An 11,915-nucleotide genomic window follows, 5' to 3' on the forward strand; every position below is an offset into this window, starting at 1 on the left:
GCTCAGGCCACCACCCGATAACAGGGTTTGTACTCGCCCGCGATCTTCATCCGGCGCTGCTCGACGAAGGCCCGCAGCAGCGCATCCAGCGAATGCATGAAATCCGCGTCGCCGTGGATTTCGAACGGGCCGTGCTCCTCGATGCGGCGCATGCCGTCTTCCTTCACGTTGCCGGCGACGATGCCGGAGAACGCGCGACGCAGGTCCGCGGCCAGTTCGTGGGCCTTGCGGCCCCGGTGCAGGTCCAACGCCGCCATCGCCTCGTGGGTGGGGATGAAGGGGCGCTGGAACGCTTCCGGGATCTCGATCGACCAGTTGAAGAAGAACGAATCCTTCTGCGCGATGCGGTGCTCGCGCACCTTGCGGATGCCGATCGTCATCCGCTTGGCCACTTCGGCGCTGTCGCCGGTGATGATCTGGTAGCGACGCGTCGCTTCCTCGCCCAGGGTGAGGCGGATGAAGCGATCGATCTGTTCGAAATACGGCGCTGAGGTGCTCGGGCCGGTGAAGATCAGCGGGAACGGCAGGTCCGCGTTTTCCTCGCGCAGCAGGATGCCCAGCAGGTAGAGGATCTCTTCGGCCGTGCCCACGCCGCCCGGGAAGACGATGATGCCGTGCCCCAGCCGCACGAACGCCTCCAGGCGCTTCTCGATGTCCGGCATGATCACCAGGTGATTGACGATCGGGTTGGGCGATTCGGCGGCAATGATCCCCGGCTCGGTGATACCGATGTAACGCGTGTTGCGCCTGCGCTGCTTGGCGTGCGCGATGGTCGCGCCCTTCATCGGCCCCTTCATTGCACCCGGGCCGCAGCCGGTACAGATGTCCAAGCCGCGCAGGCCCAGCTCGTAGCCGACCTGCTTGGTGTAGACGTATTCCTCGCGCGAAATCGAATGGCCGCCCCAGCACACGACCAGGTTCGGATCCGCCGGGCGCAGCAGGCGCGCGTTGCGCAGCAGGCCGAACACCGAGTCGGTGATGCCCTCGCTGGTCTGCAGGTCCCTGCCCGCCTCTTCACCCAGTTCGATCGCGATGTAGGCCAGATCGCGGACCGCGGCGAACAGCAGGTCGGCGACGCCGTGGATGATCTCGCCGTCCACGAACGCCATGGCAGGCGCGTTGCGCAGGTCGATGCGCACGCCGCGATCCTGCTGCTGCACTTCGATGTCGAAGTCGGGGTAGAGCTCACGCGCCGCGCGCGGGTCGTCGGAAGCGCTGCCGCTGGTCAGCACCGCGAGGGCGCAGCGACGCAGCAGGTCGTGCATGCCGCCCGCGGAGGCATCGCGCAGGCGCGCCACTTCGGTGCGTGACAGGACATCCAGGCCACCGCGGGGATAGATGTGAGTATTGACCGTCGGCAGACGGGTATTGATCGCTTCGATGCTGGCCTTCATGTCTCTTCTCTGTCTCTTCGTGCCTTCGACGACGACTCTAGCGCAGCGGCGCCCACAAAAAAACGGCCGGGTTTCCCCGGCCGTTTTCACACCATCAAGGCCGATGCATCAGAAGTCGACGCGGAAACCGACCTGCGCGGCCCAGCGCGATTCGAAATTGCGCGTCGACAGGCCCGGGTTGCGCACCGCCCCCGTCGACTCGTTGACGTAGTTGCTGACGTTGTAGATGTACTGACCCTGCGCGTTGACACCGGCGTAGTCCGCAATGCGCATGTCATACGGGAAGATTGCTTCGTCAACCTGGCCCCACTTCTTGTTCAGCAGGTTGCCGAAGTTCTCGATGTCGAGGAACACCTGCGCCTTCGCGTCGCCGAAGCCCAGCGGGACGTCCTGGGTGAAGCGGAGGTCGATGATGTTGCGCCACGGGCTCGTGCCCAGATTGCGCTCGGCCACGCGGCCACGGCTACCCTGCAGGTCCGGCGTGTTGGCGATGAATGCCCAGAACGCCGCCTGGTCCGCCGCCGTCGAGTTGGCCGTGAACGCGACATCGCCCGGACCCGACGGCACGTAGAACAGGTCGTTGCGCGGGTTGCTGGCCGAACCGCCGCCGATGCCGTCGCCGTTCGCATCGTTGTTGAACACGTAGCTGAAGGGACGGCCGTAACGGCCTTCATAGAACATCGAAGCCTTGAACGGGGCCTTGCTTCCGAAGAAGTCCCAACGCTTGCTCATCGCAAACGTCAGGCGGTCGGAGATCTCGTAGTTCGAGCGTCCGTCCTCGTCTTCGTTCGGATTGAAGACGATGCGATTCTGCCAGGTCGACAGCGCCACCGACGAGGTACCCGGGCTCACTTCATTGGAGCGGCCGAAGGTATACGCGAGCTTGGCGTACCAGCCGCGTTCCCAAGGCTTTTCCAGCGAGACGGTGAAGTTTTCGGAATGGCCCTTGTCGGTATTCTCGAGCACGATCGCGTCGGTATAACGGCAGGTATTGCTCGAAGGCAGCTTCACGCAATTCGCGCGGGCGGCACCCGAACCCGCCACCGGGTTGGCCCAGAACTGCTGACGGCCGTCCGGCAGCTCACCCGTCGGCGCACCGAGTGCGTAGTTGACGTACCTGACGCCCTTGTCGACCTTGGTGAGCAGGAGCTCAGCGCCAGCGACCAAGCCCCACCACGGCAATTCCTTGTCGACAGCCAGGTTGGTCTTCCACACGGTGGGCTGCTTGAAGTCGTCCGCCATGGCGTTGACGAGCTGCTGCGCACCCGCCGTGGCCGGAACGAACGTGCCATCCAGGTCGACGCCCGAACCATTGCGGATGTCGTACGAGTTCACCAGAACGCCCGGGTTGGAGAAGCTGTTGGACAGCCACACGCCCGGTGCCGAACCGGCGAACAGGCCGAAACCACCGCGGAACTGGGTCTTCAGGTCATCGCCGATGCTGTAGTTGAAGCCGAGGCGCGGCTGCACCGTCCACTCGCCATCGGGGGTGTTGCGGTTGTCGATGCCGAAATCGCTGCGGAACTGTGCGTTTTCGGCCGGGGTGCCGCCCACCTGGGTCTGATCGGCACGCAGGCCGTAGGTCAGCGTCAGCTGGTCGTTGACCGTCCAGGTGTCCTGCAGGAACAGGCCGATGTTGCCCACGTCGAACTGGGATGCGACATCGCCGAGGTTGCCGGAGCGGGATGCCTGGAAGCGGTAGCGCGACCAGTTGCCCTGCTCGAAGGCGGCAAGCGAATCGAACTCGTAGGTGCCGACGGAATCCTGCAGGAACAGGTTGTAGATGTCCGAGCTTTCATAGTCGGCACCGGCCTTGAGCTCATGGTCGCCGAGGTAGTAGCTGCCGGCGAAGAAGCCGGTCCAGGTATCCACCGCGAGTTCGTTGGCCTGGCGCGAACGCTCTTGGCCGAACACCACGGATGCCGTGCCGCCCGTCGCCGAGCCGGTGGAGAAGTTCACCGTGACCTGCGGGAAGTTCGAGAACGCCTGCGGGGTCGAGCGGTACTCGGAGTACGAGACGTTGGCTTCGGTCGAGAAGTTGGGGGTCCAATCGCTGTACAGCATGGCTGCCCAGTTCTCGAACCCGACGTTCTCGGAATACCAGTTGCTGTTGGCCTGCAGCGTCGACGTGCTGGTGCTCAGGCGCAGGACCGAGCCTTCGGTCTTGTTGTAACGGAAGGCGGCGCGCTGCGTGTCACTGATGTTCCAGTCGATCTTCGCGATCCACTTCTCATCCTGGTTGGTGAACTCGCTCACCGGGTCGAACGAACCGACATTGGAGGCGCCGAAGCCGGCAGCAGCCGCCGTCAGGCGGTCCAGCTCAGCCTGGGTGATTCGCAGTTCGTTCGCGGCACCGGAGCCGGTCACGCCGGTGTCCGGCGTCGGCGACTGCCGCTCGAACTTCTCGTAACCCGCGAAGAAGAACAGGCGATCCTTGATCAGCGGACCACCGACGTACGCACCCCAGGTCGTCTCGTCCTTGAAGGGGGCGGCGCGCTTGGCGTTACCCACCCAGTCGCCGATCATGTCGTCGTCGCGATAGATGCCGTACACCGAACCATGGAAGTCGTTGGTACCCGACTTGGTCACGGCGTTGATGTTGGCACCAACGAAGTCGCCCTGGGTCACGTCATAGTTGGAGACGCCGACGTTGAACTCCTGAATCCAGTCGATGACGATCGGCTGGTTCAGCGCCGGAACGCCGGAGTCGTTCAGGCCGAAATTGTCGTTCGACGGAACACCGTCGACACGGATGTTGTTGTAGCGGTTGTTCTGACCGGCCGCGGCGATGCCACCGCGTTCCTTGTCGACCTGCACGATGCGCGGGTCGAGGCGCACGTAATCCTCGAGCGAACGGCGGACCGACGGCAGCGCCTCGATTTCCTGGCGCGTCACGATGGTCTGGGCACCCGTGCTGTCGGGCGAAAACACCAGCGAGCCCTTGGCGCCGGTGACGACGACGCTGGCGAGGTCCGTGGCTTCGGCGCTGGAAGCAGCCGCGACACCGAGCTGCGCGTCGACCGTGTTGGTGACATCGAGCTGCAGGAACACGTTCTCTTCGGTATCCGTGCCCACACCGTCCTTGCTCACTTCAACCGTGTAGGGACCACCAACGCGCAGGCCACGTGCGGTGTAACGGCCGTTCGCATCCGTGGTGACCCGGTTGGTGGTACCCGACGCGGTATGGGTGATGGTGACCTCGGCGCCCGCGACGGGCTTGCCGTCGGCACCGACAACGCGGCCACCGATACCGGCGGAGGTGCTCTGCGCAAATGCCGGAGCGGTGGCAAGGACAGCAAGCAGGCCGAGCGTGAGCTTCGACATGCGGACGCGGTTCGAATGAGTCATGTTTTGGATGCCTCGAAGGATTCGGAATTTGAAAACAGCGACAAACGGCGACGGGCCCGTATCCGGCCGGCCTCATGGCGAAAACTTATTTGGAGCCCCTTGACCCAGCCGAGCTTGGCTGGGTTAACGCCAGTTTAACCCATACTATGGCGGATAGATGTCAATTTCTTGACCGCTGCCACAGTCTCGCGCGCCCCTTCCGGCGCGGGGCTCAGGGGGCCGGTGCGATCTGCAGGTAGGTGCCCAGGCCGTCCAGGAACATCTGGACAGAGATGGCCACCAGGAGCATGCCCATCAGGCGCTCGACGGCGGTGAGCACGCGGGTGCCGAGCCACTTGTAGAGGTAGGTGGCGCTGAAAAGGATGGCCGCGGTGGCGCCCCAGGCCAACAGGAGCGCCAGGCTCCAGTCCGCCAGCCGCCCCGGCTCGTTGCTGCCCATCAGCATCACTGCCGCCATGCCCGAAGGGCCGGCGACCAGGGGGATAGCCATGGGCACGATGAAGGGTTCGCCGTCCGGCAATTCGCCCATCAGCCCTTCCGGCGGCGGGAAGATCATCCGGATGCCGATCAGGAACAGGACGATGCCGCCGGCGATCGATACGGATTCCTGGCGCAGGTGCATCAGCTCCAGCGCGTACTTGCCGCCCCACAGGAACACCATCAGCACGCCCAGGGCGATGGTGAGCTCGCGGGCCAGCACGAACCGCTGCCGCTTCGCGGGCAGGCCGCGCAACAGGCTGAGGAACACCGGAATGTTGCCCAGCGGATCCAGGATCAGGAACAGCAGCAGGGCGGCGGAAGCGATCGTCATCGGTGCGTTCGGACGCGCGGGGTCTACTCGGTGGGCGCCCAGATCTGCCCGCGATGGGCCGAACCGGCAGCGGACAGCAGGGTAACGCAGGATTGCGCGGCGGCTTCCGGGTCCTTCGCGATCCGGTCGCTCTCTTCCACATAGGCCTTGGCGCGCAGCGGCGTGCGCAGCGGACCCGGCTGCAGGCCGGACACGCGGATCTTCGAGTTGGCCAGTTCGCCCTGGAGCATGCCGACCATGCCGGCCAGCGCGTGCTGGGCCAGCCCGTAGCCGCCCCAGTAGGCCTGCCCCACGCGCGCCAGGTCATCCAGCACTAAGACCACGGCGGCGTCGTCGGCCTTGGCGAGCAGCGGGATGCACGCCTGCGTGAGCCACCAGCGCGCCGTGAGGTTGACGTGGATCGCGCGCGCGAAGGCGGCGGGATCGGTCTGCAGCAGCGGGGTCAGTCCCGGGAAGTTGGCGGCGCAATGCAGCACGCCGTCCAGGCGTCCCAGTTCCGTTTCGATCCGCTGCGCCAGTTCGGCGTAGTCGTCGGCCGAGGCGCCTTCGAGGTCAAGCGGATACAGCAGCGGTTCCGCACCGGCGGCCGCGACGGCGTCGTACACGCGGTTCAAGCGCGGAACCTTGCGCCCAAGCAGGACCACGGTGGCGCCCGCGCGCGCGCAGCCGACGCTCGCGGCGGTGCCGAGCCCCCCATGCGCGCCGGTGACCAGCACCACGCGATCTTGCAGGACCGGCTCGGTCGCCGGCGCGGACGCGGGACTCACTGCTGTTGGGCTTCGCTGATCATGCGGGCCAGTTCGCCCGATTCGAACAGCTCTAGGGTGATGTCGCAGCCGCCGATCAGCTCGCCGTTGATGAAGAGCTGCGGGAACGTCGGCCAGTTGGAATAGCGCGGCAGGTTGGCGCGCACTTCCGGATCCTCGAGCACGTTGATGGTGTGCAGTTGGTTCGCACCGGCGGCCTTCAGCGCCTGCACGGTGCGGCTGGAGAACCCGCACATGGGGAACTGCGCGGTGCCCTTCATGAAAAGGACGATCGGATGGCCCTCGACTTCGGCCTGGATCCGCTCAATGACAGACATGGACAACTCCTGCTGGGTGGCTGCGGCGACGCCACTGGAATGGCGCGTCTCCGGTAGGTGGGGACCGGGCAGCTGAACGTGGGGATACAATGCGTATTGTAGAAGCTTTCGCCCCGCCCCCGCCCGCTGTTCCGTGCCGGCGCGGCGACGCTCCCCTCCACACGCCAGCCAAGGAGCCAGCCAATGGCCATCGAATTGCCCGCCCTGCCCTACGACCGTGCCGCGCTCGAACCGCACATCTCGGCCGAGACGATTGACTTCCACTACGGCAAGCACCACCAGACGTACGTGACCAACCTCAACAACATGATCGCGGGCACCGAGTTCGCCGACATGTCGCTTGAGGACATCATCCGCAAGTCGCAGGGCGGCATGTTCAACAACGCCGCGCAGGTGTGGAACCACACGTTCTACTGGAACTGCCTGAAGCCGGCATCCGGTTCGAACCCGGGCGGCGGCGAGCCGACCGGCAAGCTGGCCGAAGCCATCAACAAGGCCTTCGGCGATTTCGCCAAGTTCAAGGAAGAGTTCACCAAGGTATCGGTCGGCACCTTCGGCTCCGGCTGGGGCTGGCTGGTGCAGCGCCCGGACGGCTCGCTGGCCCTGGTGAGCACCTCCAACGCCGCCACGCCGCTGACCGGCGAGGACAAGGCGCTGCTGACCTGCGACGTGTGGGAACATGCCTACTACATCGACTACCGCAACGCCCGCCCGAAGTACCTCGAGGCGTTCTGGAGCCTGGTCAACTGGGATTTCGTCGCGTCGAACATGCGCTGATCGACGCGCGCCACGCATCGCACCAACAGATCGGCGGCCGGGGCAACCCGGCCGTCCTGCTTTCGGCAGCCCGTTTGCCGAATCTGACCTTTGGCACCTAGCCACGCCGCGCCGAGCGCCTAAGCTGCCGCGAACCTCCCGAGGAACCCAGCCATGGCCGCATCGGCCCTGCCCGCCCTGCTCCCCTACGCGATGACCGCCGGCATCGGCCTGATGTACTACCGCCGGATCCGGCGCCAGTTCGGACGCCAGCCCTGGCAGCCCAGGCGCACGATGGTACGGATGGCGCTGCTGGCACTGGTGCTGGCCTCGCTGGTCCTGGCAGGCGTGTTCGTGCCGGGCGCGGCACCGGCGGTCGCCGCGGGCACCGCGGCCGGGTTGCTGCTGGGTGTGTACGGCATGTCGCTGACCCGGGTCGACCTGGTCGACGGCCAGCGCAGCTACGTGCCCAATCCCTGGATCGGCGGTGCGCTGTCGCTGCTGCTGGTCGGGCGGCTCGCATGGCGTCTCCTGCACGGCGGCCTGATGGCCGCGCAACCGCCTGCGACCGGTGCCAGCCCCCTGACGCTGGGGCTGGCGGCGACGCTTATCGGCTACTACCTGAGCTACTCGATCGTGTTGACGCTGCGGATGCGGCGGCTGGCGTCCTAGCCGCCGCCATCGCACCTGCCGCGGATGAAGAAACGGCCGGACATGCCGGCCGTTTCCATGCGCGTTGCGACGCGATCATCCCCGCAACGAAGCGATCACCGGCGCGACCTGCGCCTCGCGTCCCAAGGCCACACCGACACGCTCCAGTGTGGCCGCCAGGTCGGCGGCGGAATCCGCACGCAGGGTCGCGTGCCCCACCTTGCGTCCGCTGCGCGGCTCCTTGCCGTAGTCGTGCCAATGCCCACCGGCTTCGGCCAGCACCGCATTCGCGTCGGGCATCGCCCCGATCCAGTTGAGCATGCACGCCATGCCCACCATGCGGGTGTCGCCCAGGGGCAGGCCGAGCACGGCGCGCAGGTGGTTCTGGAACTGCGAGGTCTCGCTGCCCTCGATCGTCCAGTGACCCGAGTTGTGCACGCGCGGCGCCAGTTCGTTGGCGAGCAGCACGCCGTCGCGGCAGAACAGCTCCAGCGCGAACACGCCAACGTAGTCGAGCGCTTCGGCCAGCTTCTTCGCATGCGCGAAGGCGGTCTGCGCCAGCGCCGCGTCGACCTTCGCCGGCGCAAGGCTCGCCGAAAGCACGCCGTCGACATGCCAGTTCTCGGTCAGCGGCCAGGTGCGGAACTCGCCATCGCGACCGCGCACGGCGACGACGCTGAGCTCGCGTTCGAAGGCGACGAAGCCCTCGAGAATCAGGCCGACCGTGACGGCCTGGGCACCCAGCGCCTCCCACGCGGCCGCGGCATCGGCCGGGGTCTTGATGCGGAACTGGCCCTTGCCGTCGTAGCCCAGGCGCCGGGTCTTGAGGATGCAGGGCGTGCCGAGCTTCGCGATCGCGTTGTCGAGGTCCTCGCGCGTCGCGATCGCGGCGAACTCCGGCACCGGAATGTCCAATTCGCGGAACAGCGTCTTTTCCGCCAGGCGATCCTGCGCGATGGCCAGGGCGCGCGGCTGCGGGAACACGGGGACGCGGTCGGCGAGCCATTGCGCGGATTCGGCCGGCACGTTCTCGAAGTCGAACGTGGCGACATCCACCTTCGAAGCGAATTCACCCAACGCTGCTTCGTCGCGCCAGTCGCCGACGATCAGCGGCGCGAACTGGCCCGCGCAGGCATCTGCGACCGTGTCCATCACCAGGAAGCGCAGGCCCAGCGGCGCGCCGGACAGGGCCATCATGCGGGCGAGCTGGCCGCCGCCGAGGATTCCGACCGTCGTCATGGCGTCACTTGCGCGGATCGTCGTTGGCGATCACGTCTTCGGTCTGCTTGCTGCGGAAGGCATCGAGCGCGGAACCAATGGCCGGGAACTCGCTGGCAAGCATGGACGCGGCGAACAGGCCCGCATTGGCCGCGCCGGCATTGCCGATCGCGAACGTCGCCACCGGAATGCCGGCCGGCATCTGCACGATCGACAGCAGCGAATCCATGCCGTTGAGCGCCTTGCTCTGCACGGGCACGCCCAGCACCGGCACCGCGGTCTTCGAAGCAAGCATGCCCGGCAGGTGCGCCGCGCCACCGGCGCCGGCGATGATCGCGCGCAGGCCGCGCGCCGCCGCCGTTTCGGCATACGAGAACAGGACATCGGGGGTGCGGTGCGCCGAGACCACGCGGACTTCGTGCGGGACCCCCAGGGCCTCGAGCCGCGCCGCGGCGTGCTGCATCGTCTCCCAATCGGAGCGCGAGCCCATGACGATGCCGACCAGCGGGCTTTGTTCGGTTGCTGCCATGACGGTTCCAAGCGGCAAACCGCCGCCGTAAAACGATTATTCTACCGGCCTTCCGCCGCTCCTTCATCGCCATGGACCGCAAACTGCTGGACCTGCTCGTCTGCCCCGCCACCCGCCAGCCGCTGGCGTTGCTCGAAAGCCGTGGCCTGCAGGCCATGAATGCTGCGATCGCCGGCGGCAGCGTCCTGCGCGGCGATGGCAGCGTCCAGGCCGAAGCCCTGCGCGAAGCGCTGGTCACCCGCGACCGCAAGATGGTCTACCGCGTCGACGACGGCATCCCGGTGCTGCTGGTCGAGGAGGCGCTGGCGACTGCGCAGATCGAAGGATTCCCGGCGGCATGAGCGGCGCGTCCCCGCGCAGCAGCGACCTCCAGCCGCCGCCCGCCGAAACGGTCGAGGCCGACGTCGCCCGCGCCCTGGCCGAGGACATCGGCAGCGGCGACGTGACCGCCGCCCTGCTGCCGGACGTGGCCGACAGCGCCTACCTGTTGTGCAAGGAAGACAGCATCGTCTGCGGCCGGCCGTGGTTCGACGCCTGCCACCGCGCCCTCGACCCCGAGGTGCGGATCGACTGGCGCGTGCAGGAAGGCGACCGGGTCCGCAAGGGCACGGTGCTGGCGACGCTGCAGGGCCGCGCGCGCGCGCTGGTCACCGCGGAACGTTCCTCGCTCAATTTCCTGCAGACGCTGTCCGGCACCGCGACGATCACTGCCACCCACGTCGACGCCGTGCGCGGCACCGGCGCGCGCGTCCTGGATACGCGCAAGACCATCCCCGGCCTGCGCCTCGCGCAGAAGTACGCCGTGCGCGTGGGCGGCGGCGCCAACCACCGCATCGGCCTGTACGACACGGTGATGCTCAAGGAGAACCACGTGCGCGCCGCGGGTTCGCTCACCGCCGCCATCCACGCGGCGCGCGCGATGCATCCGACGCTCCCGCTGGTGGTCGAAGTCGAATCGCTGGCGCAGCTGGAGGAAGCCCTGCGTGAGGGCTGCGACCGGATCCTGATCGACGATTTCGATGCGGCCACGCGCCGCGATGCGGTGCGCATCGCCCGCTCGGCACCGTTCAACGGCAGCATCCCGCTCGAAGTCTCCGGCGGCGTGGACATGAGCACGCTGCGCTCGATCGCCGAGGACGGCGTCGACTTCATCTCGATCGGCGGGCTGACCAAGCACGTCCATGCAATCGATCTGTCGTTGAAGCTGGGGCCGCCGCCCGGCTGATCGGGCCGCGCCGCGACCGTGGATTCGTCAAAGAAAAAGCAGGCCCATGGCCTGCTTTTTTCATTTCCAGTCGAGCGAAGCGGTTTGCGATCAGCCGTTGCCCAGCACGATCGTGATCACCGCCGCGGTCACCGCGACCACCAACCCGGCCCACAGCCAAGTCCCGCTCCGGGCGGCGCCCTGCACCGGCCGGGTCGCCACGACGTGCACCGGCTCCTGGCCGGCGGCGCCGGACAGGCGGAACCGCAGCTTGTCGAAGCCGATTTCGTCGCCCTTGCGCGCGCGCTCCTTCGCCACGCGGCGATCGTTGACGAAGGTGCCGTTGGCGGAGCCGAGGTCTTCGATCTGCACGCCGTCCTCGCCCGGCACCAGGCGCGCGTGCACGCGGGACAGGCCGAGGTCGTTGATGTGGATGTCGCACTCGGGCGAGCGCCCGATGGTGACCGGCCCCTGCAGCGGATAGCTGCGACCGAAGGCCCCACCGGTCAGTCCGCGCAGCACGTACATCGGCATGGCCTGCCGCACCGCGGTGATACCCGGATCGTCGTTGGCCGCGTGCGGATAGCCCCGCGCCGCGCCGTCCTGCGCCACGCGCGGAGCGACGGCATCGACGGCCGCGAGCCGCGCCAGCACGTGGTCGAAGATGACGCTGTCGCCCGGCCGCAATGCGATCAGACCGTCCACGTGCCGGCCATTGACCCTGACGACGGTGCCGGCCGGCACTTCGAGCATGACCCCGGTCGCGCTGACATGCAGCTGGCAATGCTGCGGCAGCACCCCCGGCGTATCCAGGACGATGTTCGACTGCGGATCGGAACCGACGCGGTTCACGCCCGGCCCCAGCAGCACCTGCGGGTGTTCCCCACCCGGAAAAACCAGTTTCATCGACACGCCGCCCC

The 11,915-nt window shown here is 67.1% G+C and carries 12 protein-coding genes; 4 read left to right on the top strand and 8 right to left on the bottom strand.

Translation table 11 applies throughout. The features are described 5' to 3' along the window. Window positions 1–2: 2 nt before the first annotated feature. The 5 genes from ppnN to grxD all read right to left on the bottom strand — a co-directional run bounded on the left by ppnN (window position 3) and on the right by grxD (window position 6,637). Entirely contained in the window at window positions 3–1,394 is a 1,392-nt protein-coding gene (gene ppnN, locus H8B22_RS02290) for a nucleotide 5'-monophosphate nucleosidase PpnN (protein WP_187712514.1), read from the bottom strand. A gap of 108 nt (window positions 1,395–1,502) precedes the next feature. After that, the gene (locus H8B22_RS02295) at window positions 1,503–4,718 is read right to left on the bottom strand and encodes a TonB-dependent receptor (RefSeq protein ID WP_187712515.1); all 3,216 of its coding nucleotides are present in this window, start codon (window positions 4,716–4,718) and stop codon (window positions 1,503–1,505) included. Between the two features lie 235 nt (window positions 4,719–4,953). Further along, window positions 4,954–5,553 carry a MarC family protein gene (locus tag H8B22_RS02300; protein WP_187712516.1) on the bottom strand — a complete coding sequence of 200 codons (600 nt, stop codon included), beginning with the start codon at window positions 5,551–5,553 and terminating at the stop codon, window positions 4,954–4,956. A gap of 23 nt (window positions 5,554–5,576) precedes the next feature. After that, window positions 5,577–6,320: an SDR family NAD(P)-dependent oxidoreductase gene (locus tag H8B22_RS02305; RefSeq protein ID WP_225876254.1), complete on the bottom strand. Its 744-nt coding sequence runs from the start codon at window positions 6,318–6,320 to the stop codon at window positions 5,577–5,579. Continuing rightward, on the bottom strand, window positions 6,317–6,637 hold the full coding sequence (gene grxD, locus H8B22_RS02310; protein WP_187712517.1) for a Grx4 family monothiol glutaredoxin: 321 nt from the start codon (window positions 6,635–6,637) through the stop codon (window positions 6,317–6,319). The genes H8B22_RS02305 and grxD overlap by 4 nt, the downstream gene beginning before the upstream one ends. 183 nt (window positions 6,638–6,820) lie before the next feature. On the opposite strand from grxD, the gene H8B22_RS02315 reads away from it, so the two are divergent. Both H8B22_RS02315 and H8B22_RS02320 read left to right on the top strand, forming a co-directional pair. Next, complete coding sequence (locus H8B22_RS02315; RefSeq protein WP_187712518.1) at window positions 6,821–7,414, top strand: superoxide dismutase; 594 nt, start codon at window positions 6,821–6,823, stop codon at window positions 7,412–7,414. A 153-nt stretch (window positions 7,415–7,567) separates the two neighbouring features. Then, a complete protein-coding gene (locus H8B22_RS02320; protein WP_187712519.1) occupies window positions 7,568–8,065 on the top strand; it encodes a hypothetical protein in 498 nt (165 codons plus the stop codon). A 75-nt stretch (window positions 8,066–8,140) separates the two neighbouring features. On the opposite strand, the gene H8B22_RS02325 is transcribed toward H8B22_RS02320, so the two are convergent. Then, complete coding sequence (locus tag H8B22_RS02325; protein ID WP_187712520.1) at window positions 8,141–9,283, bottom strand: 5-(carboxyamino)imidazole ribonucleotide synthase; 1,143 nt, start codon at window positions 9,281–9,283, stop codon at window positions 8,141–8,143. Window positions 9,284–9,287: 4 nt separating this feature from the next. Further along, window positions 9,288–9,791 carry a 5-(carboxyamino)imidazole ribonucleotide mutase gene (gene purE / locus H8B22_RS02330; protein ID WP_187712521.1) on the bottom strand — a complete coding sequence of 168 codons (504 nt, stop codon included), beginning with the start codon at window positions 9,789–9,791 and terminating at the stop codon, window positions 9,288–9,290. 71 nt (window positions 9,792–9,862) lie between these two features. Here purE and H8B22_RS02335 point away from each other — a divergent pair, with 71 nt between their 5' ends. Both H8B22_RS02335 and nadC read left to right on the top strand, forming a co-directional pair. Continuing rightward, window positions 9,863–10,132, top strand: a complete 270-nt coding sequence (locus H8B22_RS02335; protein ID WP_187712522.1) for a Trm112 family protein — start codon at window positions 9,863–9,865, stop codon at window positions 10,130–10,132. Further along, complete coding sequence (gene nadC, locus H8B22_RS02340) at window positions 10,129–11,016, top strand: carboxylating nicotinate-nucleotide diphosphorylase (RefSeq protein WP_187712523.1); 888 nt, start codon at window positions 10,129–10,131, stop codon at window positions 11,014–11,016. The genes H8B22_RS02335 and nadC overlap by 4 nt, the downstream gene beginning before the upstream one ends. Before the next feature lie 90 nt (window positions 11,017–11,106). On the opposite strand, the gene H8B22_RS02345 is transcribed toward nadC, so the two are convergent. Next, entirely contained in the window at window positions 11,107–11,901 is a 795-nt protein-coding gene (locus tag H8B22_RS02345) for an FHA domain-containing protein (protein ID WP_187712524.1), read from the bottom strand. Window positions 11,902–11,915: the final 14 nt, after the last annotated feature.

Origin of the sequence: Lysobacter terrestris (assembly GCF_014489475.1) — a bacterium.
Taxonomy (GTDB): Bacteria; Pseudomonadota; Gammaproteobacteria; order Xanthomonadales; family Xanthomonadaceae; genus Agrilutibacter; species Agrilutibacter terrestris.

Excerpts from the sequence above, each read along its gene's own strand:
- ppnN (WP_187712514.1), bottom strand. The coding sequence starts at position 1,394 with ATGAAGGCCAGCATCGAAGCGATCAATACCCGTCTGCCGACGGTCAAT.
- H8B22_RS02295 (WP_187712515.1), bottom strand. The coding sequence starts at position 4,718 with ATGTCGAAGCTCACGCTCGGCCTGCTTGCTGTCCTTGCCACCGCTCCG.
- H8B22_RS02300 (WP_187712516.1), bottom strand. The coding sequence starts at position 5,553 with ATGACGATCGCTTCCGCCGCCCTGCTGCTGTTCCTGATCCTGGATCCG.
- grxD (WP_187712517.1), bottom strand. The coding sequence starts at position 6,637 with ATGTCTGTCATTGAGCGGATCCAGGCCGAAGTCGAGGGCCATCCGATC.
- H8B22_RS02315 (WP_187712518.1), top strand. The coding sequence starts at position 6,821 with ATGGCCATCGAATTGCCCGCCCTGCCCTACGACCGTGCCGCGCTCGAA.
- H8B22_RS02320 (WP_187712519.1), top strand. The coding sequence starts at position 7,568 with ATGGCCGCATCGGCCCTGCCCGCCCTGCTCCCCTACGCGATGACCGCC.
- H8B22_RS02325 (WP_187712520.1), bottom strand. The coding sequence starts at position 9,283 with ATGACGACGGTCGGAATCCTCGGCGGCGGCCAGCTCGCCCGCATGATG.
- purE (WP_187712521.1), bottom strand. The coding sequence starts at position 9,791 with ATGGCAGCAACCGAACAAAGCCCGCTGGTCGGCATCGTCATGGGCTCG.
- H8B22_RS02335 (WP_187712522.1), top strand. The coding sequence starts at position 9,863 with ATGGACCGCAAACTGCTGGACCTGCTCGTCTGCCCCGCCACCCGCCAG.
- nadC (WP_187712523.1), top strand. The coding sequence starts at position 10,129 with ATGAGCGGCGCGTCCCCGCGCAGCAGCGACCTCCAGCCGCCGCCCGCC.
- H8B22_RS02345 (WP_187712524.1), bottom strand. The coding sequence starts at position 11,901 with ATGAAACTGGTTTTTCCGGGTGGGGAACACCCGCAGGTGCTGCTGGGG.